Raw genomic sequence first — 25,838 nt, forward strand, 5'->3', positions numbered from 1 at the left:
AACAGGTCGTTTGAGGATCGAGTTTGCAATATACAATACCGTATCACATCCTAGGAGGTTGATTGTATGCCAATACAGACACAGTTATCCTGGTCTGAACGAATAGCAGAGACGATTGTAGAGCAATGTGACAATGACGGTTATCATGCATTTCCTTCTGAACGCTGGGCTTATGTTCAAGGCATGACTCTTATGGCGATGGCGCAAACGGGTGAACAGTATGGCAAAGGTGAATATATTGATTTTATGAAGCGGCATATGGATCTATATATTCAAAAGGATGGTTCGATCGCAACGTATTCGCTTGAAGAATACAACCTGGATCAGATTAATCAGGGTAAGAATCTATTTAGTCTAATGGATGATGCTGAAGATCAGCGTTATGAGGAAGCGGCGCATCTACTCGCGGCACAACTGGCGGGGCAGCCAAGAACATCGGAAGGTGGCTTCTGGCACAAAAAAATCTATCCATTCCAGATGTGGCTGGATGGACTGTACATGTCCGCCCCTTTTCTCGCACAATACGCGAAAAAGTTCAATCGTCCGGAATTATGGGATGAGGTCGCTCATCAGATTTTGCTGGTTGAGCGTAAGACCCGCGATCCGCGAACAGGTCTGCTCTATCATGGATGGGATGAATCGAAGGAGCAGGTATGGGCAGACTCCACAACAGGGTGTTCCGCACACTTCTGGAGTCGGGCGATGGGCTGGTATGCGATGGCCATCGTGGATAGTATAGAGCATTTCCCGATCCATCATCCGAAGCGGGGAACCATTATCGGTATCTTCGAGCGGATGTGTAACGCATTGGTACGCGTGCAGGAGCAGGAGAGTGGTCTCTGGTTCCAGGTGTTAGATCAAGGGTTCCGCAAAGGCAACTACCTGGAAGCTTCAGGTTCAAGTATGTTTGTGTACGCACTTGCGAAGGGTGTTCGCTTGCGTTATTTGGAGCCACAGTTCAAGCAAGCGGCTGAGAAAGGATGGCAAGGTCTGACATCTAGGTTGGTAGAAGAGACGGCAGATGGAGTGAAGCTGAACAGCATTTGTCATGGGGCAGGACTTAGTCTTGATCGAGATGGATCGTACAGCTATTACGTGGGTGAGCAGGTAGTAAGTGATTCCTTCATGGGGACAGCACCACTTCTACTGGCCGCGCTGGAAATGGAGCGATTGTCATGACCAAACGTGTGCTGCCATCCACAGACCCGAGCCAGAGCACTATATATTATACCGTGGCAACCGACGGAAGTGGGGATTACACGACCATTCAGGCTGCGATTGACGCAATTCCTGATCATTCTGCAGCCAAGCTGGAGGTTCGCATTAAACCAGGGGTGTATGTTGAGAAGCTGCATATTGAGAAGTCTAAGGTTCACCTCATCGGTGAGGGAGCCGAGCAGACGATCATCACGTATGATGACCATGCCCTCAAGACATTCCCGAACGGCGAGCTGTATCATACATTTCATTCCTATACCGTGTTTGTTGGGTCTGATGACTTTACCGCAGAAGGGCTCTCGTTCGTAAACTCGGCGGGGCCAGGTAAGCTTGTTGGTCAGGCTCTGGCGATATATGTTGACGGAGACCGGGCAGCCTTTCGGAACTGCCGATTCATTGGGCACCAGGATACAATCTTCACCGGGCCGCTCCCAGAGCAACCGTTAGATCGAAGCTTTTTTGGCGGGCCACGCGATGGGGCTGAGAGGCGTAAGCTACGACAATACTATGAAGGCTGTTACATTGAGGGCGATGTTGATTTTATTTTTGGCTCGGCGACGGCGGTGTTCAAAGATTGTGAGATCTTCTCTAAGATTCGTGTGTCCGGTGCAGATCAGGTACAGGGAGAAGTGCAGGGCTATGTTACTGCGGCTTCCACGCCTGAGGATGTGAAGTATGGTTATGTGTTTATTGACTGTGATCTAACCAGCAACGCACCTCCTGAATCGGTGTATCTTGGACGACCATGGCGTAATTATGCAAAAGTGTGCTTTCTCAACTGCTGGATTGGAGCCCATGTGAAGCAGGAAGGCTGGCATAACTGGAACAAAACCGATGCAGAGAGCACCGTGGTATTCGCAGAGTATAACAGTTCAGGGCCAGGAAAAGCACAGGCAGGCATTCGTGTACCATGGGCTGACCTCCTAACGGAGGAGGAAGCGGCTGAATACACGATACCTCTTATTTTGTCTGGTGAAGATAATTGGCAACCTTTCCGTGCTTCCTCCCCGATTGAAAAGCCAAGCGATTAGAATACTTATCGGCATGTATCCGTGGTTCAGATTATAGCCGTATGAGCGCTGCTCTCGTATCAGCTATTCTATGATACTTAAACGTTTCTGCTGCTATCGCACGAAAAGCCTCCATACCTTCCGCCATGGCGAAGGGAGTGGAGGCTTTGTGGATCTTATTGGAGCGATATTTGATTCAACGGATTAGAGATTAGAAGTTAAAGTTATCCGGGTCAGGTCCAACGCGTTGATCTTCATTCAGCGCATTGATTCGTTCCATCTCTTCAGAAGATAGCTCGAAATCAAAGATCGAAGCATTCTCTTCAATGCGATGCGCCTTAGTGGATTTTGGAATAGTAACGACACCGTTCTGTAGATCCCAACGCAAAATGATCTGTGCAATTGACTTGCCTTTTGCTGATGCAATCTCTGTGAGCACCGGGTTGTCCAACAGCTGACCTTGCATGAGCGGGGACCATGCTTCAAGTTGAATGTTGTGTTCTTCACAGAAGGCTTTCAGCTTCGTCTGCGTCAGACGAGGATGATATTCTACTTGATTCACCATAGGAGTGATCGTAGCGTCCTGCATGAGATCTTGCAGATGATGAATCTGGAAGTTGCTTACCCCGATCGCTCTAATCCGGCCTGCTTGGTAGAGTTCCTCGATGGCTTTCCATGCAGCTTTATATTTACCTGCTTTTGGCCAGTGAACCAGATATAGATCCAAGACCTCGAGTCCTAGCTTGTTCATCGTTGTATCGAAGGCGGCAAGTGTCTCTTCGTACCCAAGGTCAGCATTCCATACTTTGGAGGTGATGAAGAGGTCTTCGCGCTTAAGATTGTTCTCTTGTAATGCTTCAGCAATTGCCTGTCCTACACCAGCTTCATTGCCATATACCGCAGCAGTATCAATACTGCGATAACCATATTTAATGGCATGTTTAACCGCTGTGATTAACTCGGCTCCTTCTTCTACTTTGAATACGCCGAGTCCAAACCAAGGCATGTGAACGCCGTTATGCAATGTTGTTGTCGATTGTAAGTTTTGTGCTGTTGTCATGAAAATTCCTCCTTGATGTGTATACAATTCGTTACTTCGTGTAGAATTGCTATTAGTTCATGATACAAAATCAAATCATAGTAGATCAAATTGCAATCAACGTATATTATATAATTATACACTTTTTTGAAACCGGTTCCCTACTTAAGATAAGCTCTTAGATTGAAGAGTATCTAGAGTTGGTAGATTTTAGTGAGTGAAGTTACTTATGCGCCGGTACATGCATTTCTTTACGGTCAAGCACTCTCGCCCAAGCGGTTAGGATTACGGCAATGAGTACCATGAGTGCACCTACCCATGTTGTATGGATCAAGCCTATGGAATCCGTGATTACACCACCGAGATAGGCGCCTATTGCAATACCAGCGTTAAAGGCAGCGATGTTAAAGGCTGAGGCTACGTCTTTTGCCTGCGGTGCATACCGCTCTGCGAGGGTCACCACATGCATCTGTAATCCGGGGACATTCATAAAAGCAAGCATACCCATCCCTAGGATCGTAACCAATGCTGCCGTTTTGAAGGGAACTGTGAAATATAGTATACCCAGAATTACGGTTTGGATCATAAACATGTAGAAAAGTGCCTGTAGTGGACTGCGGTTGGCTGCTTTTCCTCCAAGAATATTACCAATCGCAATGGCGATCCCGTACACAAGTAGAATGAGTGCTACCGTTGGCTCTGCGTACCCGCTAATATCATGTAATAGTGGAGACAGATAGGTGAAGACAACGAATGTCCCTCCATATCCGACGGCCGTAATGACGAAGGCAAGCAGCAGTCTTCCGTTGGTTACAAGTTTCAGTTGGTTCCGGAAGGCTGTGCGTGTTCCGCGCTCCAGTGTGGAGGGCACGAGCAGCAGGTTACCAACCAACGCGATGAGCCCAATGACCACGATAAGAATAAAGGCTGCACGCCAACCCCATTGCTGACCAATAAGTGTGCCTAACGGTACACCGGTTACGGTCGCAATGGTTAACCCGGAGAACATGATGGCGATCGCACTGGCTCTACGATTGGCAGGTACAAGATCTGCTGCAATCGTTGAACCAATCGACATGAATACACCATGAGATAGGGCTGTGATGATTCTAGCAATGAGCAGCAGCGTAACCCCGCTAGATAAGGCCGCAAGCGTGTTGCCTGCGATAAAAACAAGCATGATTGCAAGTAACAACGTTTTGCGTGAGACGGTAGACGTTAGAGAGGTTAGGATAGGTGCTCCAAACGTCACGCCAAGTGCATATAAGGTAACGGTTAATCCCGCTGTGGTTACAGATATGCCGAGATCATCTGCAATAAGTGGCAACAGACCTACGCTGATAAATTCAGTGGTGCCGATGGCAAATGCACTGATTGCGAGTGCCAGCAGCGCGAGTGTACTTCGTTTGGAACTTTGTAACATATATAGCTCAACTCCCTGGAATGTGGATTTACGTACTGGCAAATGCTATTATGAGATATTCCGTATCAAATGAATAGTACGTACTTTTTAGTACCGTACGTACTTTTTGGTGCCTATACCGTTAATGAAATCCACCAGGGAGGAGATATATCATGGAGAGGAAGAAGTACAACATTTCTGTTGAAGCAACCCTTGAGGTCATCGGTGGTAAATGGAAATGTGTGATTCTATGCCATCTGACCCACGGGAAGAAACGTACCAGTGATCTTAAGCGCATAATGCCTGCTATTACGCAAAAGATGCTGACACAGCAATTGAGAGAGCTTGAAGATGATGGCATTGTGAATCGAATCGTCTATAATCAGGTTCCACCGAAGGTGGAGTACGAATTAAGCGATTATGGTCGGAGTTTGGAACCGATACTCAATGCACTTTGCAATTGGGGCGATCAGCATATCGTAAGGGAATATGGCGATAAAGCGTTGATGTTGGAGGATAATGGGTTGAATGATTTTGGTTCTGAAGATCACAAGGAGCTGATGAAGCAATGAATTATGAGATTCTGCATCAAGGTGCGTTTGCTATGCTCAAAGTTAATCTAGAACGCGGAGAACGGTTCAAGGCTGAGAGTGGAGCTATGGTATCCATGACACCTACAGTTGAGTTGAGAGGCTCTGCAGAAGGTGGGATGTTCGCAGGGTTCGGACGTATGATTAGTGGGGAGAAGTTCTTCTTTCAGGAGCTTACGGCTACAGGCGGATCAGGAGAGGTTCTATTGTCCCCTTCTAGCATGGGAGATGTGCAAGTGGTCGAGTTGGACGGTTCATACTCCCTCTATGTGCAGAAGGATGGATTTCTCGCGGGTACTGAAGGTATTCAGGTGAATAGCAAAATGCAGAATCTCAAAAAAGGTCTCTTTTCTGGAGAAGGTTTCTTCATTATTGAGATCAGTGGTCGGGGAACAGTATTTCTGTCTTCGTATGGTGCAATCCATGCCATTCATCTGGCTGCGGGCGAAGAGGTCATCGTTGATAATGCACATCTCGTTGCATGGCCTCATTATATGAATTATCGCATTGAGAAAGCCTCACAGGGCTGGCTGTCCAGCGTGACTAGCGGAGAAGGATTGGTGTGCCGCTTCAGGGGAGAAGGAACGGTCTTGATCCAGAGTCGCAATCCGCAAGGGTTCGGACAATGGGTGAAGCAATTTATCCCTTCGCGTTAAACCGCCATGAAAAAAGATACAAAGTTGCAACGGATCAGATGGCAAAATCGTTATAAGAATAATTAACCTGCAATGCCTAGACATAATGGTTGTCCAAACCCATGATATAGCCGTCATAAGCGGGTTCATGTGGCGACCATTAATCTGTAATATTCTCTAGTATATGTAATGAAGTAGAATTCTAAGGCATCGGTGATGGAGGAATTGAGATGAGTTCACAGTTTAAAAATGCAAATGAAAGTCCAGGACACCTGTTATGGCAGGTTACAACCATGTGGAGTAAAGAAATGAGACGGGTTCTTGAGCCGCTTGGGTTAACACACCCACAATTTGTGCTTCTACATGGATGCTTATGGTTGAATGAACGCGATGAAGAGGGTAATGGTGTTACTCAGGTTCAAATTTCTCAATTTACGAATGTCGATGTTAATGTAACATCTCAAGTTCTTCGTGCGCTTGAAAAGAGAGGGCTGATTCAACGTACTCGTCATAAGACGGATACAAGAGCAAATATCATTTCTACAACTCCAGAGGGCACAGCTCTTGCCAATCAGGGGATTCAGGTTGTAGAGGCTGCGGATAAGGCGTTTTTTGATCTGGTAAGTGATCGTAAGGAAGAGTACATGGATATTTTACGTGCGTTTATTAATAATAAATCCGAATAACTGACGTATTGGATTTTTTTGTACATTATTAAACTACATGTTGTAGTGAGAGAAGAAGATTATCCTACATAAAATGATACTCAACCATTGAAAACCTCCCTGACGTTGCAGCCGGGAGGTTATTTATTTTGGGATTTATTTATTTTGCTAAGCTATCTCATCACTTAAGAAAAATGATGATGAACTATGAACGGATGTAAGTTTAGGTTCATGATTATTCACTTAGCCGATAGGTTGCAAAAGGTTCTCTGTGACGGAATGAATCACTAAGCTGATCCAGCTCAGCCATCATGTCGGACGTCAGCTTAAGTTCAAGGCTCTGGAGATTGTGCTCCAGTTGTTCTGTACGCGTGGCTCCAACGATCACCGTTGAAACGGCTGGACGTGCCAGCAGCCAAGCGAGGGACAACACACTTGGGGAACAACCATGTTCCGCCGCTTTCTCGCTAACCTGTTGTCCTAAATGAATATTGTGCTCCAGCAGAAAACGATTGAAAGATGGATCGGTGTCTGCCCTAGAGCCGGATGGTACAGCTTGTTCTCCATTGTACTTGCCAGTTAAGATACCGCCAGCCAGCGGGAAATATGGGATAATGCCAACGCCTTGATCCAAGCACAGCGGTACCAATTCTAGCTCAGGTGTACGGTCAGCGAGAGAGTAGCTCGTTTGCGTTGAAATATAACGAACATAGCCCTTCAATTCGCTCGTGCCGAGAGCTTTCATCAGCTCCCATGCTGCATAGTTGGACGCTCCGATGTATCGGACTTTGCCGGAGGATACCATATCATCCAGCGTGCGCAACGTTTCATCCAGCGGTGTGTGCGGATCGAAGGTATGGATCTGGTACAGATCAATATAGTCCGTCCGCAGACGACGGAGACTATGCTCCAGCTCTTGTTGCAAATGATAGCGGGAGGAACCCCGCCCATGAGGACCATCGTGCCGGGGTAGTCCGGCCTTGGTAGCAAGCACAGCGTTTTCCCGTTTACCTGCAAGGGCTTGTCCAATGATTCGCTCGGATTCCGTGCCAGCATAGATGTTAGCGGTATCGATGAAGTTAATCCCTTGATCCAGTGCGGCATGAATAATACGGGTAGATGTCGGTTCGTCGGCACGTTTGCCGAATGCGTTGGTGCCCAGACCGAGTGCGGATACCCGTAGACCGCTGTTGCCTAAATGTCGAAATTCCATCATGTATCGCTCCTTTCTGTGCCATATCTTATCATGGCGATTATAACCTAATCTATTGAAATGGTGTTATTAATATAGTTAAATGATTCTTAGAAACCGCTCTTATAGAGTTAAAGGAGAAATCATGGAAAACAGTGCAGCTCACTTAACCAGACGGAAGCCGAAGAAACCGAAGAAGAGATGGAAGAAGCCCCTAATCATTACATTGAGTGTGCTTGTTTTGTTAGGCGGGCTTGGATTCATTTATCAAAAGCAACTGGTCATACTCGCATTCAAAATGTTCGCCTCAGATACGGTGAAGGAAACACTGGATGATTCTTATAAACCAGCGGGTAATGAAGATGCACCCGTTGTGGAACATACAGATCCATTCTCGCTGTTGCTGCTCGGAATCGATCAACGTGACAACGAACCAAGTCGTTCGGATACCATCATCTACTCCGTCGTTCGCCCAGAAGATAATAAAGTACTGTTACTGTCCATTCCGCGTGACTCCTATACGGAAATCGTAGGGCGGGATGTAAAATCGAAAATTAATTCAGCGTATGCCCACGGTGAGGCCAAGATGGCTATGGATACCGTGGAGAAGCTGCTGGAGAACAAAGTAGACTTCTATGCGGCCATTAACTTTAATGGTCTGAAAGATATCGTAGATGCGGTAGGCGGTGTAGAGCTGCCAATCAAGAAAAATATTGAGAACAAGCTAAAGACGCACGAAAAGCTGTTCGTCGAAGCCAACAAACCGATCTATAACGGAGAGGAAGCGCTGGGATATGTGCGTTACCGCGAAGACTCCGATTTTAACCGGACGATGCGTCACCGGATTTTCCTGAGTGCATTCATGAATCGTGCGCTTGAGGTCAAGAACCTAACTAAGATTCCAGATGTCATCAAGATTGCTGGCTCCAACTTTACAACGAATATGAATTCCGATTTTATTGTTGATTTTGCCGAGTCATTGTACATGAAAGATAGCATTCCTACGATCAGCAATTACATGCTACAGGGTACGGGTGCGATGCGTGGTGGTGTCTGGTACTATGATCTATCGGAAGAAGATCTGCAATATGTACGGACGATGATTGCCAGCTGGCTTGATCCAGATGCAACCGAAATTATAGAGCCAAGCACAGATGATACAACAGAATCGACAGATGCGGCATAAAAGAGGTTGTTCAAAAAGCTCACTTTTGATTACGAAGGACGCCTGACGGCTTCTCAGCATAGAATGAATGGATTCGAGTAAAAATTGTGTGAAACGTAAGCCTGAGGAAGCTCATTGCTTCTTGGGCTTTTTTGTTTTGTCGTAAACGCAAGAGGAAGGGATCAGCAGAGTTATTTCAACATTTACATCTTTTTCAGATCACAATAGAGTAAAATATAGGGAAACAAATCAACATCGACCAATGGAGGAAAGGTATGAAAGAGTTCAAGGATCGGCTTCATCAGGTGCAAGAGCAACAGAAGCAGTTGGTTAAGGAGTATAACGAACTGCTTCAGGATTACCAATCCGATGATCTGATTGTACAGAACGAACAACTGCGTGAGCAGTCTGAGGCGTATAAGCTCAAGCTGAAGCAGTTGGAGATCCGGGCGCGTCAGATGGAAGAAGAGAATGGTCGCCTTCGGATGGCGCTGTCTGAACAGATGCTGGATGAGAAATTGAATCTGATCCGTGTATCGAAGGAGAAAATGGAGACGTATTTCCGAGGAAAGACGGCTGTACATCATGATCGGCTGGAAGCTCACGAGCATCGTACCAAAGCGAATCTTAATTCCATCTATAACCGGGCTGCGGAGGAGCTGCAAGAAGATGAGAATGAGATCAAGGAACGTATTGCATATCTAGCTGGAGAAGTAAGAGAGCGAATAGAGCGGCAACGGCAAACGCTGTGGGAGCGGGAAGAAGCGATACGTCAGCAAATGCATCAAGGATATGATCATATGGCTGAGGAAGAGCTGAGTGAGGAGACAATTAAGCAACGCATTCGCCAAAACCGAATGGAGATGAAGATTGGCTTAAGCTGGATCAACAAGTTGGCCATTTTGCTTCTTATTCTGGGTGTGGGTGCAGCATTCCGATACTCGTATTCCACTTGGTTCAGCGATCAGATGAAAGGTGCGGCCTTTTTCTTATTAGGTGTGCTTATGCTCGCTGGGGGAGAGTGGTTGTTCCGTCGTAAGCGGCAGACGTTTGCCATGGGACTGTTAGGTGGAGGCATATCCATCTTGTTTGGGTCCATTTTCTACAGTTACTTCTTGCTGCATATCATTGGACTGTATACGGCTCTAGGGTTATCAGTACTCGTATCAGCTGTATCTGTCATCCTATCGCTGAGGTATCGATCCAAAACGATCTGTACGCTAGGACTCGTCGGAGGTTATTTACCGTTATTTTCGTACATGGGGTACTTCGGACTTGAAGGGCGCGCCGTTTATGCGGCGATGATCTATTTACTGCTCTTAAATGGCATTATCGTGCTGATCTCGTTTGGTAAACGTTGGCCTATTGTGCACTATATCAGCTTCTTGTTCAACACACCGTCGATGCTCATTATGCTATGGTTATCGCCGAGTAATGTTGCAGGCATGTTGTATTCGATTGTGACGTTTGCGTTGTATCTGGGCATTACGCTGGCGTATCCGTTCAAACATCGGGTGAAGCTAACCTGGTGGGACTTCGCCTTGCTTGCCATGAATACAAGTATCAGCTGTCTCATGCTCTATGTGCTGTTCAGGGCAGAGGGCTGGGATGATGCACAAGGACTGCTGGCTCTAGTGTTCTGTCTCGTTTACTTCGGGTTAGCTCGATTCGTTCGTCGTCATATGGTGCAAGAAAGACAGACAATTCTGTTGTTTTACATTACATCGTTAACCTTTGCGGTTCTGATTATACCGTTCCAGTTTGGAGCAGAATGGTTGTCCTTGGGTTGGTTGATCGAAGGAATTCTACTCATCACCCTTGGTCATCTGAAGCGATTCAAAGCGGTGGAACGTGCCGGATGGGGCGTGGTGCTGCTCTGCATCGTTACCTTTATCTATATTGATGTGCTCGTGATGTTCATCATGGGAATGCAGTCTCACTTTATGCTGAAGTATTCCTGTATCACACTTGGTTCGCTGGCGATTACGCTGTATTATTCATTTATTCAACGGGGCTCGTTGTCATCCTCAGGAATGCTGCGTTATCACACAGTAGAGCGTGGCTTCCTGCAGGGATTCCAATATGTTACGCTGGTGAACCTATGGTTCTATGTTCTGTATGAATCGAATGAACTGTATAGCAGAGCTGTGGATGACAGCTTCCCGTTATACCTGTTCTACAAATTCATTCTGTTTGCTTCGCTGACAATTGCGTTAGCCTACGGACTGAGCAAAGTGAAGCCACTACAAGGTCGATTTGTACGCTATTACACGAACATTCTACATGCTGTGGGTTACTGTATAGCGCTAGCGGTAACGTTAAACCTGCCAGCCTTGCAACCGGATGTTCAGCAACATACCGCTGCCGAGATCGTGGGGCTTATTGTACTGATTATCTTCAATGTGGGGGTATTCTTTGCTGGAAGAGATCTGTTAATTACAGCTATCCGTGGGCAGTTCAAAAGTATTGAATGGTATCCTGTCATTGCAGGTGTCTACCTGTTAGGGGTAATCACCGTTTTCATGACGGTACAGTTCCAATGGGGAGATGTAGGACTGCTCTTCAGCTTAATCTACCTGATACTTGCCATCCTCTACATTGCTTACGGATTCCGTAGAAAATATGTGATGATTCGTCGCCTGGGTCTAGGCCTGACCCTGCTGGCTACGGGCAAGATGGTGTTCTATGATGTTAGTTTGCTGACCGCAGGCAGTAAGATTGTCGCGTATTTCAGTTTTGGTATTTTACTTCTGGGTATTTCTTATCTGTATCAAAAGGTGTCGAGCAAGATGGAGGAAGTCCATGCTCAAGAGAATAAGCCGAATGAACAGGATTCATCTGCTGAATCAGATAAGGAACAACATAACGATGAGGTCTAACGACTAATAAACATAACAATAAGCTCCTTGATCTGCCTGGCAGACTGAGGGGCTTGTTGGTTGTTGTGAGTGATCGGTAGAGATGACAATCGTGAAACGTTTATGGGAGTGAACGCGTTATAATAAAGTAAGTTTATTGCATGAGTATGTTGCTGGTATTTAGGGCTGGATGCTCGTATGTATCCATGACGTTTCTGTCGTTGCTTGCTTGCCATTCAGGGACTCTCCGCGTTCACCGTTCATGTGGGACAGAACCGTGAGTGTGATGGATAAAGCAAAAGCAAGTAGCACATATATGCAAATGTTCTTTTTGTTCATATTTGGGTACCTCTCTTGTTGGTAAGCTAGTGACTGTCTATCATGAGAAAAAAAGCACAACGTCTGGTATAGTAGAGAAAAGCATAGAACGACGCCATGTATACACTATATAAATTGTCATGAATGCAAACAATGGAACAAATCTGATGAAGTTATCATTATTATTTGAACGAACATATATGCTCGCTCAGCATTTACAGTGGAACGGAGAGGACAGAAACAAACTGAAGAAGCGAAGCGTTCGCCTGAAAGCTTTCTGCAAGAAAGCTACCTCGGAAGCATACGCTATCCCAGGATTTCCCCTTAGGAGAAGGGATTCAAAAAAAATCCGGGGATAACAGCGATCGGAGGTTGTTCTGTCATCGGAGTGCAGCTGTAAATACTCCTTAGTTGAACATATATATATAGAGAGTGAATTTTGAAGGTGGGGGAATAACATGCGGGAGACGGCAAAAATCGTCATTCGTACACCTGGACAGGAAAGTGATGGTTCATTTGCTTATGTACGGCAAGGGCTCTCCATAGTGGTAGGGCGTTACACAGGAGGCAGTGAACTGGATCTGTCCGTGTACAATCAGATGATTTCCAAACGGCACTGCCGTATTCATTATGATGCACAGTTTCAGCTGTGGGTTGAGGATCTGGATAGTAAAAATGGAACGGAGTTGAACGGGCAACGCCTTGTTCCATATGAGAGATATCCTTTTGCAGAAGGGGACAGCCTGACGCTAGTGAATGGACTGATTCAGCTTCGGATCGAGAATGATTTGGAGGAGACGAGGGAATATCGTCTTTCTGACCTGCTCGGTGAAGGAATTAGAGTGCACGATCATATGCAAACGGTACAGATTGGCGAGGTGGAGATTCCGCTATCGAAGAAGGAGTTCCAGCTGTTCAAATTATTGTACAGTCAGCTAGACCATTTTGTGACGCGTGAGCAGATTGTCAGTCAGGTATGGCCTGAACGTAGCATATTGGAAAGTGAACCGGTGGGGATTGATGAGATTAACTCCTTGATCTACCGGACGAATCGAAAGCTCGGCATTCATTTTACGATCAAATCGGTGTATAAGAAGGGCGTGTACATGAAATCTCATGTACCGGATTTAGGGTGACCTTATTGCGCAGTTCGAGTACCCAGAGCAAGTCAGTATAATAGAAAAATGCAATCAATAAGCCCAGATAAGCTTTAATGCTTGTCTGGTTTTTTTTGTGTAGCTATGAAGGATACATGCTGCTTTTTTGAAATGACTTATTCTATACCGCCTATCGTGTGTTCTACTTATTCAGGAGCGCAGCTTAGCGTTGATATGGAATTCAAGCCGAGTTCAATTTATTTGACTAAGTCAATTAAATTGAATACAGTGTATATAGTTGACTTAGTCAAATAATATACTGAGTATCATTTAGGAGGCCTGCATGAATTCACATACATCGATCATCCCCATCATCCGCCAATTTAACCGATTCTACACAAAGGTACTTGGCCTGCTGGATAAACACTTGCTCGACAGCGACTTTTCTCTATCAGAAGTGCGGGTTCTTTATGAGATTGGTCATTCCGAGCACTGCACAGCTAGCATGCTCATCGAGCAACTTCGTCTGGATCCCGGGTATTTGAGCCGAATGTTGAAACGGTTTGAAAAGTTGGGGTTAACTTACCGTGTACAATCCAAAGAAGATGGAAGATCGTCTCTGCTGTATCTTTCAGAACTTGGAAAAGAAACACTGGCTCGGATGGACGCATTATCCGATGAACAGATACACAATATGATCCTCGAATTGCCCGATCAGAGCCAGCGAAGTATTGCCAGAAGTATGACGGCCATTGAGAGGGAGTTGTCTAGTGAACCGATAGAACGGAGAATACATGTCCGAACCGAGCTGAAGCCGGGAGACGTCGGAGCACTGATTCAACTGCACGGCTGGGTCTATGCCAAGGAATGCGGCTATAACCACGAATTTGAAGCGTACGTCTGCAAAACGTTTTATGATTTTCTGCAAACCTACAGCCCGGACAAGGATCGGTTCTGGTTGGTAGAATCGGATCATGAAATTGTCGGCAGTATCGCGGTCATCGGCCATCCGGGCGAGAGAGCCCAAATTCGTTGGTTTATCTTGCATCCCGATTATCGGGGGATGGGGATTGGGAAGAAGCTCATTCAAGAGGCTATCACATACTGCCGGGAAAAGGGATATCGAGATGTCTTTCTGGAAACGACGGATGATCAGAAGACAGCCATCGCTATGTACACAAAAGCAGGGTTCGTCAAAACCCTAGAACAAGAGAACATGGGTTGGGGAACGCATCACATCGAACAAACCTATGAACTACATCTTCATAAAGAATAATTTCTTCATGATAAATATGTACGGGTCTCTTTCAAGATAACTTTTCAATAATATTATTAAACGGGTATGCACGAGTACTGTAGTATAATGATGAATGCAAGAGCGAAGACCAGTCAACATCTTCAACTCCCAAAGGATGAGGCTATATGTTCATTATTCCATTCATTCCATGGTTGATCGCCGTGCTTACCTTAATTGCTGTTCTGTCTATTGTGCTCATTAGCTGGAGAAATGGAATCTCTCCGATGCCTACATCCCGATTGGTCAGACGTGTTGTCATTCAGGAGGTGAATCGCATTCCTGGTTATGGCGATGTAATCGAGGCAGGCTCTGGATGGGGCACGCTCGGCCTGGATGTCGTGCGGTATTGTCCGGGTAAACGGCTCACGGGTATCGAAAATTCTCTCTTGCCTCTGTGGGTCTCCCAAGGAATCGCATATCTGAGTGTACGCCTACGTGAGGCCAAAGGTCGACAACAATCCATGAAGGGTAGACTGCGGTTCATCCGCGGCAATATCTACAATAGCTCTTACGAACATGCTGATTGCGTCATCTGTTATTTGTTTCCCGGAGCGATGAATCGTCTGAGTGATAAGTTCACACGTGAATTGCCGCCAGGTGCGAGAGTGATTAGTGTCTGTTTTGCGTTGCCAGGCAAGGTGCCACTTCGCACGATTACCTGTACGGATGCTTTACGCACCAAGGTGTATGTCTATGTGTTTTAGGCGAATAGAATGAACAACACGAAGGGATTGTCTCACAAACCTGAAATATGGACTGAATTGATGAAATAACGCCTCTGTGATTCGTTAGATATCAGATCCGGGAAAATGATCTCGAATAGCATGTGTCAGGTTCATTACATCAAAATAACGCTAAAGGGGATGTCCCTCGTCATATTTATATGACCTATCGGACATCCCCTTACGTCTAGCTTGGAACAGATACGTTGTTTGTTAAGTTGCCGCACAGATTCATATGTGAGATAACTCGTTGTTTATTTTGCTGAATCGGTTGTACTTGTGCTGTCAGAAGTAGTGCCAGATTGTCCGCGGCCTCTTCCGCCTCCGAATCCACCTTGACCATTACCTCCGCCAAAACCGCCCATGCCTGACTGAGCTGTAGTGACACCTGATTCATTGACCCAAGTTACATTGCTTGTGGATTGGAATGCAACGATTTTTGTTCCGCCGCTGTAAGTGCCATCTGTGTACAGTCCATCCACGGCTGTGCCTGTGGAGGTTCCGCCAGAGTAGATGACATAAGATCCATCTGCTTCTAGGTCAGGGGAGCTAATGACTACGGATTGATAATCCTTCGCTGGAGCAAACGTTAGAATGCTGTTGCCTTCACTGTCTTCGACATGAACGAGTGTTCCTGCTTTTTGAGTGGCAGGGAATGTCATGACAATTGCATTCTGAGTAGACGAATCGGAAGTACCCTGTGCCATGCCTGAGCTTCCAGCTGCGATCAGATATCCACCACTCATCTCAAATGAGCCATCATAGTCGAGTGCTCCATTGCCATTGTCTGTTGGACCATTGACGATTACAGTACCACCTGTCATGTAGATCGAACCGTTCGCATCCAGCCCGTCACCGCCTGCATTCACAGTGAGTGATCCGCCGTTAATATGCAACTCGTTGTTGCCAGATGATTCACCCGGCATACCACCAGGTGCACCGTTTTGTTGTGCTGCATTCGTGCTAGTCTGATCGGTAGTTGATGTTGTAGCTGTTGTATCCGTGTTTGGACTAGCTTCAGCGGTAGCGGTGGTTGTAGTCTCTTCACCACCAGCTGCATTAACGCCATCATCGGATGCTGTGACATCCACATTGCCGTCATTCAATGTAATGACTGCACCTTCAAGTCCTTCATAACTGTTCGCAATTGTGATCTCTCCACCATTAATGGTAAGGGCTTGATCTGCATGGATTCCGTCATCGCCAGACTTCAGGCTGAATGTTCCGTCATTTACAGTGACATTATTGTTGCTATGCAGGGAATCATCCATGGAATCAATCGTATAGGTACCACCGTTAACCGTGAGATCAGTACCTGCTTTGAGTGCTTTGGCGCTGATGGACTCTTCTTCCGTTGTCGTGGTGGCTGTGTCTGCATCGGCATTGGATTCCGTCGTCGTTGCTGTATTGGCAGAGTTGGATGCAGCTGTGTTGTTGGTGTCTGCTGCAGCATTCGCGCCAGTATTATCTGGCATATCGGCAGGACGCTCGCCATCCGGCGGTGTACCCATATCCGTAGGTGGTGTACCCATGTCTGTTGGAGGTGTGCCACCACCAAATCCACCGCCCCCGCCGCCAAACGGTCTTTCTTCTACTTTGGCTGGTGCATTTGCACTTCCTCCAGCAGTCACGATATTGTATGTGCCGCCATCCGTAACAAGGGCAGTCTCAGCTTGAATACCGTCACTACCGCTTTCAATGTTGAAGGTACCATCTGCAATGGCGACAAAGCCTTTAGAGGTATCGGTATCATTGGTGGATTTAATTCCATCGCCTGCTGCATCGATAGTGATCGTGCCTGCCTGAATCGCAACCATGTCTTTACCTTTGATTCCGTCATCGGCAGCCTTGACGTTGATCGTGCCGCTGATAACTTTCAGATCATCCTTACTCGTAATGCCCTCATTATAGTTACCTGTCACTGTTAATTGTCCTGTACCGTTGAATGTCAGATCTGCTTTGCTAAAGATAGCTGCATCCGGCTCATCCGTCGTATCATCGGCGTATACGTAGGTTTTGCCATCCGAAACTTCGTTTTTCGTTCCTTTCTCAAGTGTAATGACGGCTTTGCCAGCCTTCTGGATGTAGATCCCTGCACTATCGTTATCATGAATCTTTGTCCCGTTTAACACGAGGTGCACGACGCCTTTATCCGCAACGTTGACTACAATTTGCCCATCTGTCAGTTCACCGCTAAGCACATAAGTACCAGCTTCTGAGATGGTTACCGTACCGTTTGCCACTTTGGCTCCCGATCCAGTCACTGCTGCGGTTGTTCCATTCAGTTTGATGATGGTGGAGTCTGCTTCAGTCCAGCTCACATTGGTATCATCTACATCGAGAGAGACGAGGTCGGCGAATTTGACCGAAGTTTGTTCACTCACGGAGACGGTTTTGGTGGTTCCTGTCGTTGTTGTTGCGGCATTGGCAGTTGTATTCGTTGATGCTGGGGCGCTGCATGCTGTCACGAGTGCAGTAATCATCGCTATAGACCACAGTTTGCTACCGGCTATCACTTTCTTCTTCATAGTATATCGATCCCTTCAAATTTAAATTAATAAGATATCCTTGGTAATTAAAAGCGGTTCTTTAATAGTCGGTGGTTGGGCTCATCGTTAGGGAGATATCCAAGTTGCCGTTCCGTGTACGGATCGCGTCGAGGAATTCCTTCTGGCTAACACTTTCGTGGATAGTTACGCTGTATACCAACTCGTACAGACTACCAAGTTCGGTCGTTCTGATTTTTTTCAGATCAAAAGGCACGTTGAATGTATGGAACACTTCGTTAAGTGCTTCTTCATAGCTTAGATTTTCAGGAATAGTTACTTTCAGAGTTTTCTGCTGGCTCTTCTTGCCACCGAAGTTGAAGCGACTCAGGACAAACATCAGTACACACAAGACAACTGTGAACAGAACCGCGTATCCAAAAGCACCAACTCCGCACGCTAGACCAGATGCCATCGTGAACAATACATATGCGATATCTTTCGGGTCACCCGGCGCACTCCGGAACCGGATAATGGAGAAAGCACCCGCCAAGCTGAACGCTCGGGCAATGTTACTGCCGATGAGCAGGATGATGATGGCGACAATGACTGGTAGAACAACCATGGTTAAGGTGAAGCTCTGTGAGTAGGTGCTCTGATTGGTCTTCATGTAAGTGAGACTAATGACAAGTCCCAGAATAATTGCTAGTCCGATGGTAACCACGGAACTGCTAAAGGTTAGTGTTGTATCATCTAATGCAGAGCTGAATAATGAATCAAGCATATAGGACACGCTCTCTTTCTCTAATTGATTGTTCTTGTTCCATCGCATGTTCGAAGTCTGTACCTGGTATGAGCACGCGCTCTGTCTGATAATTCAGGTTCGTTGTTTTCGCCAGATGTCTGTATTCGTTGCCGTATTTGGAGAATCCAGTACGGTAGAGACCGTGTTCGGATAACAGTTGAGACAGCCAGATTGGAACAGTTTTCTCGGCCTTCACTTCCATGAGCCATCGACCGTCTTTCACGAGCGGTTCGCCGTAATCTCCCTGTTCCAGCTTCAGATCGTATCTGCGGCTGCGAATGTTGGTGTCAAAAGTAATGCGGAGATCGCGGCTGTTTTTGTCAAACAACGCTTTGCGTTCATAAGCTAGATACACTTTCGGTTCAAGATCATACAGCCGGAGGAAGTATTTGATCTCTTCAATGACCTGTTTGTTCATGTAATCGGCGAGTTCTGGCGCCTGCCCAGTACGAACGAACTCGTAGGCTTCATCCAGCTTCAGGGCTGTTCTGCGTTTATTGACCAGGCCGAATACTTTCTTTTTGATCTCTAAGTACACTTTGGCATTCTCTTCGGGCACACCGTATGCTCTTAGACGCAGCTTCTCCTTATATTTCGGTTTGGAGAGACTAGCACGAATCAGTGAATCTTGCGGTGTATCGAAGTAAAGGTTACTAATCGAGTAAAAATCGTGTTTCTTGTTATACGCATCTAGCTCCATATATTTCAGCAGGTCGCTGTAAAAATGTTCATACTGCTCATCGGTCAGAAGATATTTGCTCTCATATCGGTTGAACACCTCAATAGCCATGTCACGTCATCCCTTTCATTGTGTCGTTGTATGTTGTGATGCATTTTGTCTTGCTGTCATGTCTGTATCTTAGAGCGTTAACCTTGAATGAATCTTAAATGATTTTACATTCCGTTAATCTTTTTTTACCTTCCTATAATAGTGCTCAGCCAAAACATAAATTAAGATTGATTCAAGGTTCCGCAGATATAATCATTGGTATAATAGATGAACATGTTCACAACCAATCCATATAGAGGGATGAATACAGATGAGAATACTAATTGCGGAAGATGAGATTCATTTGGCAGAGGCAGTATCACAGATATTGAAGAAAAATAATTACTCCGTAGATATGGTGCATGACGGAAGATCGGGACTTGATTATGCACTCAGCGGCATTTATGATCTATTGCTGCTCGACATCATGATGCCGGAGATGGATGGAATAACAGTGCTGAAAACATTGCGCAGCGAAGGTAACCACACACCGGTGATTTTGCTGACTGCTAAGGGAGAGATTGACGATAAAGTCACTGGGCTCGATTATGGAGCAGATGATTATATAGCGAAGCCGTTCGCTACAGAAGAGCTTCTAGCCCGCATTCGTGCAGCACTGAGACGTAAAGGTGAGGTTGTTCCTGAGGATGCTCTCAAATTCGGAGATATTGAGCTGAATACCGTGCAACTGAAGCTCTCGGTGCAAGGCAAAGAGATGAAGCTTAATCTGAAGGAAAACGAACTGCTAGAGCTACTGATTACGCGCAAATCGGCGATTACCTCCAAAGAGCAGATCATTGAGAAGCTGTGGGGATTCGATTCGGAAGTGGAGTATAACAATGTGGAGGTGTACATCTCGTTTTTGCGCAAAAAATTAACCTTCTTGAATTCTGCGGTTCGCATTAATACCATTCGGGGTGTGGGTTATGTACTTGAGGTGACGACCTGATGTTCAAGAAACTCAGAAATCGATTCCTTATCGTGAACCTGGTGTCCATCTCGATTATGATGCTGGTCGCCTTCGCAACGATCTATACAATTACCTATCAGAATGTGCAGCGCGAGACCAATATGGAGCTGTACAAAGTATCTGATTTCTATCACGGTCCTTATAATTCTTCCAAAATGCCGCGTGGCGAAGAAGGGTTCTCTGGTGTAACAGGTTCAGGTACGTCGGGTACATCGGGTGCGTCAAATGCGTCAGGCATAGGATCACCGCCAGCGGACGGACTCGGGGAGAATGGAGGAGGGCTAGGCGAAGATCCTAACTCTCCGCCTGCACGTTCCGTATCGTTTATGATCCAGACAGATAATGATTGGAAGATTACCAATACACATTCTCGCTTTGATATGGATGCTACCTTTTATGAAGAGGCTCTAGGAAAGGTTGATCAGGATAAGCTGAGCAGCGGCAATCGTCAGACAGGGCAATTTGCACTGGATAGCACCGAGTGGGCTTATGTAATTAATCCGAGCAGTGATGGGTATATGGTCGTGTTCATTGATGTAACGGCACAACAGGGCATTCTTACGAATCTGATCTATACGTTTGCGGTTGTGGGGCTTGCGATGCTGATCGTCATTTATTTCCTGAGCCGCTACTTCGCGAATCGTTCCATTAAGCCTGTTCGTGAAGCATTCGAGAAGCAGAAGCAATTCATTGCCGATGCATCTCATGAACTGAAAACACCGCTTGCGATCATCAATACCAATGCCGATGTGTTACTCGCCAATAGCGATGATACCATTGAACATCAAGCCAAATGGCTTCATTACATTAAGTCCGAGACAGAGCGGATGTCCAAACTGACGAGTAGTCTGCTCTATCTGACCGAGATTGATGATTCCCGATCTACGATGATTCATGCCAAGTTTAATATGAGCGATGCAGTTGAGACGATTATTTTGACGATGGAAGCGATGATATTTGAGAAAAGCATTTCACTTGACTACAGCATAGAGCCTGAGCTTATGGTTCATGGCAACAATGAACAGATTAAGCAGGTCATTCTGATCCTACTGGACAATGCCGTGAAATACGCTAAATCCAAGGGTGCAGTGAATGTTACGTTGAAGAAGCAGAATAACGAAGTAGTGCTTGCGGTGTCTAACACTGGCGAGGGTATTGCCCCTGAACATCTGGATCGAATCTTCGATCGTTTCTATCGAACGGATGCCTCCCGTGCACGTCAACATGGTGGACATGGTCTTGGACTTGCGATTGCACGATCTATTGTGGATCAACATAAAGGTCAGATATATGCTCGAAGCGTGGTTGGAGAAGGCGCGACGTTCTACGTACGATTAACGTAGATGATCGGGTACAGCGATCGGAAGCTTGTTCTGTCATCGTAGTGGCAAGCAGCAATATTTTTGTTCAGGTTATGAGATGAAGTGGGCTTAGTATGTATCGGAGCCGAGGGATGTCTTGAAAAAGAGATTACCACCAAGCATAAGATGTGCCAGTAACGGGTTAACCTATGCTACAATAGCAACAGCATATATGAACCAAGGAGCTGACTGAATTGACCGAGACGAATCCAATTAATGAACAAGAAATGATGCAATATATTTCAGATAAAACAAAAGCGAGTCAAGCGAACATTGCGCTTGTTCTGAAGCATGAGCAAGCTTACATCAATAAAGCACATGAGAATGCCAAAGGTGATGTAGATATCGATGGCGATGATCTGGCGGATTACATTGTGAGCCGCAAAGACGTGAAGTTGGATGAGCTGACTGTGGAGAACATCCTGGATGCTGAAATGGATTACCTGATGGACAAGGGCCACGCAGGGTACATTGATTAAGTTGTGAAGTATGGTAACAGTTGAAAGACCTGCAACGAGAATGCAATAAGCATATCTCGAAGCAGGTCTTTCAACGTATCTATCTATTTCATTGATAATGCTGTATATGGTTTATTGACCAACCATTCCACCGTCCACAGTGTAGAGGGAACCTGTTACATAAGAAGCTTCTTCGGACAAAAGGAAGTTCATTACAGCAGCGACTTCTGCCGCTTCGCCGTAGCGACCCATTGGAATGGTAGAAACTGTTGCTGATTGATAGTCATCCACATTACCAGAGTTTGCTTCAATCTGACGCATCATACGTGTGTTGATTGTGCCTGGCAACACGGCGTTAACTCGGATATTGGAAGATGCCAGTTCATTCGCAGCTGTACGGGTAAGACCGACTACAGCATGTTTAGACATAATATATGGAGACATCCCTGGAGCTCCCATTAAGCCTGCAAGGGAAGATGTGTTCAGAATCGCTCCGGATTTTTGTTTTTTCATCACAGGAATGACATTTTGCAAACCTAGGAATACACCACGTACGTTGACATTGTATACGAGGTCGAGTGCTTCAACACTCAGTTCATCAATGGAGCCAGTTGGCCCTTCAATACCTGCATTATTGGCGAAGTAATCAATTCTTCCAAAGGCATCAAGTGCTTTTTGCACATAGTTTTTAACGTCTTCTTCTTGAGATACGTTGGCTTTTACCGCAATGACATGCTCTTGGTCTAGATTAAGATCTGCAATGGTCTGCTCAATCGCTTCTTGATTCAAATCGACCAGCACCAGATTGATTTTGCGCTCAGCGAGGCGGCGTGCTAATTCTTTACCAATTCCTCCGGCTGCACCTGTAATTACGGCTGTATGTGTGTAGGATGTACTCATGATCTAATCCTCTCCTTCGGTGTAATGTTGTTCAGGCGATCATTTCTATAAAAAAATGATTCATCCTGTCGTCTATACTTCCTGTCTTAATGTTAAGATATACATAAGAATGTGACAATCGTCATTGACAACGCAAATGTCAGCTATCGAACACAGATGTAAGCGGTGTTCATTTAGGTTACAATAATGGACAAAGGAGGCGGGAATGTTGATTATTGAACATCCTCAGGATCGCAGAGCACGAAGAACGCAGGATGCTATCATCGCTGCGGCGGTTTCTTTAATATTGGAAAAGGGAGCGGACGCTGTAACGATTCGGGACATTACGGAGCGAGCGGACTACAACCGAGGTACGTTCTATTTGCATTTTCCGGGCAAGCCGGAGCTACTTGAATTTATTTTGGAAGATTTCATGCAGGGTGTGGGACAAGCGTATGCAGAACCATATGCGCATTTAAAAGAAGTGGACATGACCGCATTGCTGCCATCTACAATGCCGGTCTTTAATTATATAGAAGCACATCAGGACATCTTTCGTGCTTTAATCACGATGCACAGTGATATGAGTTCCAGGCTATGTAATATGTTTCGTACCTACTTAACGCAGGATTTTATTCTTGTCACCGAGGATAGTGAGCACGTCATTAATTACGACATTATGCTGAGTTACCTCGTATCGGCAACAGTTGGTGTCATTATGCACTGGGCGGAGATCGGGTTTAAATATTCTGCACATTATATGGGTGAACAGTTAACGGCGTTGATCAACATCAAACCGACCCGTCTGCTGATTGAACCAGGGCAGAAGGGTCGGACGATTCACGAACGTATGCTGTTAGATTGAGATAAGAAAGGGAGGATGGCTATCCAGTCATAGAAGCGTCAGCTGCGCGTTGCAGTTGTAACAATTGTTCGCGCACACGTACAGCCTCTCCAATGATAATTAAAGCCGGATTATTCACACTTTCAGAGACTGCGAGCGATTGCAATTCAGCGAGTGTGCCCGCAATGATTCTTTCCTGCGAAGTAGTTCCCCGTTCTACAAGTGCGGCTGGTGTGGAGCTGTGTTTGCCATGACGCAATAGCTCCCGTTGGATATCGGCCAACTGACTGATTCCCATGTATATGACCAGAGTATCCACGCTGTGAGCCAACAGATCCCAGCGAACCGATGATACGTTACCATCACTGCCAGTTCCGGTGACACAGGCGAAGGATGAAGCCAGCCCGCGGTGGGTCAGCGGAATCAAGGTGGATGCGGATGTGCCGACAGCAGAGGTGATGCCTGGAATGACTTCAAAGGCAATGCCGGCCTGTGCTAGCACAAGTGCTTCTTCACCGCCGCGTCCGAAGATGAACGGATCACCGCCTTTGAGGCGAACGACTCGTTTTCCTTCCGCTGCATGGGTGATGAGCATACGGCCAATCATCTCTTGGCTCATCGAGTGCAGCCCAGGAGCTTTGCCGCAATAGATGCGTAGTGCATCTTCACGAGCCTCGGCAAGCAGTTGATCATTGACGAGACGATCATAGAGAATGACATCTGCCGTTTGGATTCGTTTCAAGGCTTTTACCGTGATCAGTTCAGGGTCACCAGGACCGGCACCGATAATACTGACGAATGATGTACTCATGACCGTGTCCCCACCTTCTGTGCTGAATCTGTACCTGTTAAGCCTGAACGCCCGCCCTGAATTGTAGCCAGCTTGGAAGAAGAGAGGGAGGAAGTCCCCCACGTATGTGCTGCATACAGACCTAAGCCTGTGAAAATGGCTCCGCCAATAAGGTTTCCGACTAACACGGGAATCTGATTCCATAACCACCAATCTGCGATGCTCACATTAGCACCTAGCATCATACCTGCCGGAATGACGAACATATTCACTACAGCATGCTCGAATCCTTGCGCGAAAAATATCGTGATGGGCAGCCACATCGCAACGATCTTACCAATGGTGGACGTAGAGGTCATAGCCATCACTGCACCGAGGGTTACCATCCAGTTACATAATATCGCTTTGATCACAACGAGACCGATACCTGCTGCGCCTAAATGCTGATACCCCAATGTTTTGGTTTCACTCGTTTGAATCAATGTTTGAATGAGTGGGCTGCTCAGATCTGTGCCCATTTTGGTAAGCGTGAGTCCGTATAGACCAGCGTAGAACACACATCCTAAGAGATGACCGGCAATAACCCAGCAATAATTACGCATCATGCTCATCCATGTAACTCGTCGTTTCAGTAGTGCTAATGGAATCATGGCGAAGTTGCCTGTCACAAGTTCCAGTCCCAGAAGAATGATAATGACGAATCCCGCTGGGAAAATCAGTGCACCTGCCAAACCAACGGAAGTTTGAGATACAGCGGTATAAGCAAGTGTTGTTGCAAAGGCGAGGATAGCGCCTGCCAGAAAACCGCGAATCAGCATTTGAATCCGATTCATCCTGGCTTTATTCTCACCTGCTTCCACCATTGATTGCAGTACTTCTGCCGGTTTAACAAAATCCATAGTGCACTCCTCCTTGCTGTCAGGCCACCCCTATTGTGACGATCTAACCTGCGATAGTAATATAAATTTCCCCACTAGCTCCATCAATCTCTGTTTTGTACGTATTGAGACAACCGTCATCCGGTTCATGTACTTTGCCGTTGCGAAGGTCGATCTTCCAGTCATGGAGCGGACAATGGACAGACGTCCCGCATACCATACCTTCGGACAACTTGCCGCCCTTATGAGGGCAGCGATTTTCTACCGCGTGTAGGCTACCGTCGCTGAGCTTGAAGACCGCGATCTCAGTATCCTCCACCATAAATGTACGTGCACCCTTTTCTTCAATATCTGCAAGGTGTCCAATGTGCAATCTATTCATCGCTGTTC

At 46.2% G+C, this 25,838-nt stretch carries 25 protein-coding genes; 14 read left to right on the forward strand and 11 right to left on the reverse strand.

Annotated features, from left to right (window positions below):
* The first annotated feature begins 66 nt into the window (after positions 1 to 66).
* Both ASD24_RS28230 and ASD24_RS28235 read left to right on the forward strand, forming a co-directional pair.
* Entirely contained in the window at positions 67 to 1,179 is a 1,113-nt protein-coding gene (locus ASD24_RS28230; RefSeq protein WP_056703321.1) for a glycoside hydrolase family 88/105 protein, read from the forward strand.
* A complete protein-coding gene (locus ASD24_RS28235) occupies positions 1,176 to 2,249 on the forward strand; it encodes a pectinesterase family protein (RefSeq protein WP_056703323.1) in 1,074 nt (357 codons plus the stop codon). The genes ASD24_RS28230 and ASD24_RS28235 overlap by 4 nt, the downstream gene beginning before the upstream one ends.
* A 190-nt stretch (positions 2,250 to 2,439) precedes the next feature.
* Here the strand turns inward: ASD24_RS28235 and ASD24_RS28240 are convergent, their stop codons facing one another.
* On the reverse strand, positions 2,440 to 3,288 hold the full coding sequence (locus ASD24_RS28240; RefSeq protein WP_056703326.1) for an aldo/keto reductase: 849 nt from the start codon (positions 3,286 to 3,288) through the stop codon (positions 2,440 to 2,442).
* Positions 3,289 to 3,490: 202 nt separating this feature from the next.
* Entirely contained in the window at positions 3,491 to 4,690 is a 1,200-nt protein-coding gene (locus tag ASD24_RS28245) for an MFS transporter (protein ID WP_056703328.1), read from the reverse strand.
* Between the two features lie 152 nt (positions 4,691 to 4,842).
* Here ASD24_RS28245 and ASD24_RS28250 point away from each other — a divergent pair, with 152 nt between their 5' ends.
* From ASD24_RS28250 to ASD24_RS28260, 3 genes are all read left to right on the forward strand, one after another.
* Positions 4,843 to 5,241: a winged helix-turn-helix transcriptional regulator gene (locus tag ASD24_RS28250; RefSeq protein WP_056703330.1), complete on the forward strand. Its 399-nt coding sequence runs from the start codon at positions 4,843 to 4,845 to the stop codon at positions 5,239 to 5,241.
* On the forward strand, positions 5,238 to 5,915 hold the full coding sequence (locus ASD24_RS28255) for a TIGR00266 family protein (protein ID WP_056703335.1): 678 nt from the start codon (positions 5,238 to 5,240) through the stop codon (positions 5,913 to 5,915). The genes ASD24_RS28250 and ASD24_RS28255 overlap by 4 nt, the downstream gene beginning before the upstream one ends.
* 209 nt (positions 5,916 to 6,124) lie before the next feature.
* Positions 6,125 to 6,580, forward strand: coding sequence for a MarR family winged helix-turn-helix transcriptional regulator (locus ASD24_RS28260; RefSeq protein WP_056703339.1), 456 nt, complete (start codon positions 6,125 to 6,127; stop codon positions 6,578 to 6,580).
* Positions 6,581 to 6,794: 214 nt separating this feature from the next.
* Here the strand turns inward: ASD24_RS28260 and ASD24_RS28265 are convergent, their stop codons facing one another.
* Complete coding sequence (locus tag ASD24_RS28265) at positions 6,795 to 7,772, reverse strand: aldo/keto reductase (protein ID WP_056703340.1); 978 nt, start codon at positions 7,770 to 7,772, stop codon at positions 6,795 to 6,797.
* 124 nt (positions 7,773 to 7,896) lie between these two features.
* Here ASD24_RS28265 and ASD24_RS28270 point away from each other — a divergent pair, with 124 nt between their 5' ends.
* Both ASD24_RS28270 and ASD24_RS28275 read left to right on the forward strand, forming a co-directional pair.
* Positions 7,897 to 8,937, forward strand: a complete 1,041-nt coding sequence (locus ASD24_RS28270) for an LCP family protein (RefSeq protein WP_056703343.1) — start codon at positions 7,897 to 7,899, stop codon at positions 8,935 to 8,937.
* A 254-nt stretch (positions 8,938 to 9,191) separates the two neighbouring features.
* On the forward strand, positions 9,192 to 11,795 hold the full coding sequence (locus ASD24_RS28275) for a DUF2339 domain-containing protein (protein WP_056703345.1): 2,604 nt from the start codon (positions 9,192 to 9,194) through the stop codon (positions 11,793 to 11,795).
* A 159-nt stretch (positions 11,796 to 11,954) separates the two neighbouring features.
* Here ASD24_RS28275 and ASD24_RS30515 read toward each other — a convergent pair whose 3' ends face one another.
* A complete protein-coding gene (locus ASD24_RS30515) occupies positions 11,955 to 12,113 on the reverse strand; it encodes a hypothetical protein (protein WP_156395581.1) in 159 nt (52 codons plus the stop codon).
* Positions 12,114 to 12,550: 437 nt separating this feature from the next.
* Here ASD24_RS30515 and ASD24_RS28280 point away from each other — a divergent pair, with 437 nt between their 5' ends.
* From ASD24_RS28280 to ASD24_RS28290, 3 genes are all read left to right on the forward strand, one after another.
* Positions 12,551 to 13,228, forward strand: coding sequence for an FHA domain-containing protein (locus ASD24_RS28280; protein ID WP_056703348.1), 678 nt, complete (start codon positions 12,551 to 12,553; stop codon positions 13,226 to 13,228).
* A 304-nt stretch (positions 13,229 to 13,532) separates the two neighbouring features.
* Positions 13,533 to 14,465, forward strand: a complete 933-nt coding sequence (locus ASD24_RS28285) for a bifunctional helix-turn-helix transcriptional regulator/GNAT family N-acetyltransferase (protein ID WP_056703349.1) — start codon at positions 13,533 to 13,535, stop codon at positions 14,463 to 14,465.
* A gap of 146 nt (positions 14,466 to 14,611) precedes the next feature.
* Positions 14,612 to 15,190, forward strand: a complete 579-nt coding sequence (locus ASD24_RS28290; protein ID WP_056703352.1) for a class I SAM-dependent methyltransferase — start codon at positions 14,612 to 14,614, stop codon at positions 15,188 to 15,190.
* A gap of 272 nt (positions 15,191 to 15,462) precedes the next feature.
* Here ASD24_RS28290 and ASD24_RS28295 read toward each other — a convergent pair whose 3' ends face one another.
* From ASD24_RS28295 to ASD24_RS28305, 3 genes are all read right to left on the reverse strand, one after another.
* Positions 15,463 to 17,736, reverse strand: a complete 2,274-nt coding sequence (locus tag ASD24_RS28295) for a carbohydrate-binding domain-containing protein (RefSeq protein WP_056703355.1) — start codon at positions 17,734 to 17,736, stop codon at positions 15,463 to 15,465.
* A gap of 61 nt (positions 17,737 to 17,797) precedes the next feature.
* Positions 17,798 to 18,478, reverse strand: a complete 681-nt coding sequence (locus ASD24_RS28300) for a DUF4956 domain-containing protein (RefSeq protein ID WP_056703358.1) — start codon at positions 18,476 to 18,478, stop codon at positions 17,798 to 17,800.
* Entirely contained in the window at positions 18,471 to 19,289 is an 819-nt protein-coding gene (locus ASD24_RS28305) for a polyphosphate polymerase domain-containing protein (protein ID WP_056703361.1), read from the reverse strand. Before ASD24_RS28305 ends, ASD24_RS28300 begins: the two co-directional genes overlap by 8 nt.
* A gap of 250 nt (positions 19,290 to 19,539) precedes the next feature.
* Between ASD24_RS28305 and ASD24_RS28310 the strand changes: the two genes are divergently transcribed.
* The 3 genes from ASD24_RS28310 to ASD24_RS28320 all read left to right on the forward strand — a co-directional run bounded on the left by ASD24_RS28310 (position 19,540) and on the right by ASD24_RS28320 (position 22,078).
* Positions 19,540 to 20,217: a response regulator transcription factor gene (locus ASD24_RS28310; RefSeq protein WP_056703364.1), complete on the forward strand. Its 678-nt coding sequence runs from the start codon at positions 19,540 to 19,542 to the stop codon at positions 20,215 to 20,217.
* Positions 20,217 to 21,581, forward strand: coding sequence for a sensor histidine kinase (locus tag ASD24_RS28315; protein ID WP_056703366.1), 1,365 nt, complete (start codon positions 20,217 to 20,219; stop codon positions 21,579 to 21,581). The genes ASD24_RS28310 and ASD24_RS28315 overlap by 1 nt, the downstream gene beginning before the upstream one ends.
* A gap of 212 nt (positions 21,582 to 21,793) precedes the next feature.
* Positions 21,794 to 22,078 carry a hypothetical protein gene (locus tag ASD24_RS28320; protein ID WP_442952613.1) on the forward strand — a complete coding sequence of 95 codons (285 nt, stop codon included), beginning with the start codon at positions 21,794 to 21,796 and terminating at the stop codon, positions 22,076 to 22,078.
* 111 nt (positions 22,079 to 22,189) lie between these two features.
* On the opposite strand, the gene ASD24_RS28325 is transcribed toward ASD24_RS28320, so the two are convergent.
* Positions 22,190 to 22,957, reverse strand: coding sequence for an SDR family NAD(P)-dependent oxidoreductase (locus ASD24_RS28325; protein WP_056703368.1), 768 nt, complete (start codon positions 22,955 to 22,957; stop codon positions 22,190 to 22,192).
* 205 nt (positions 22,958 to 23,162) lie between these two features.
* Between ASD24_RS28325 and ASD24_RS28330 the strand changes: the two genes are divergently transcribed.
* Positions 23,163 to 23,801 (forward strand): TetR/AcrR family transcriptional regulator, encoded by a 639-nt coding sequence (locus ASD24_RS28330; protein WP_056703371.1) that lies wholly within the window; start codon positions 23,163 to 23,165, stop codon positions 23,799 to 23,801.
* 19 nt (positions 23,802 to 23,820) lie between these two features.
* On the opposite strand, the gene cobA is transcribed toward ASD24_RS28330, so the two are convergent.
* Genes cobA through nirD form a run of 3 tightly spaced genes read right to left on the reverse strand, consistent with a single transcriptional unit; the run spans position 23,821 to position 25,830 of the window.
* Positions 23,821 to 24,591 carry a uroporphyrinogen-III C-methyltransferase gene (gene cobA, locus ASD24_RS28335; protein WP_056703374.1) on the reverse strand — a complete coding sequence of 257 codons (771 nt, stop codon included), beginning with the start codon at positions 24,589 to 24,591 and terminating at the stop codon, positions 23,821 to 23,823.
* Complete coding sequence (locus tag ASD24_RS28340) at positions 24,588 to 25,469, reverse strand: formate/nitrite transporter family protein (RefSeq protein ID WP_082560608.1); 882 nt, start codon at positions 25,467 to 25,469, stop codon at positions 24,588 to 24,590. Before ASD24_RS28340 ends, cobA begins: the two co-directional genes overlap by 4 nt.
* A 43-nt stretch (positions 25,470 to 25,512) precedes the next feature.
* Complete coding sequence (gene nirD, locus ASD24_RS28345) at positions 25,513 to 25,830, reverse strand: nitrite reductase small subunit NirD (RefSeq protein ID WP_056703377.1); 318 nt, start codon at positions 25,828 to 25,830, stop codon at positions 25,513 to 25,515.
* Positions 25,831 to 25,838: the final 8 nt, after the last annotated feature.

The organism is Paenibacillus sp. Root52 (assembly GCF_001426865.1).
Taxonomy (GTDB): Bacteria; Bacillota; Bacilli; order Paenibacillales; family Paenibacillaceae; genus Paenibacillus.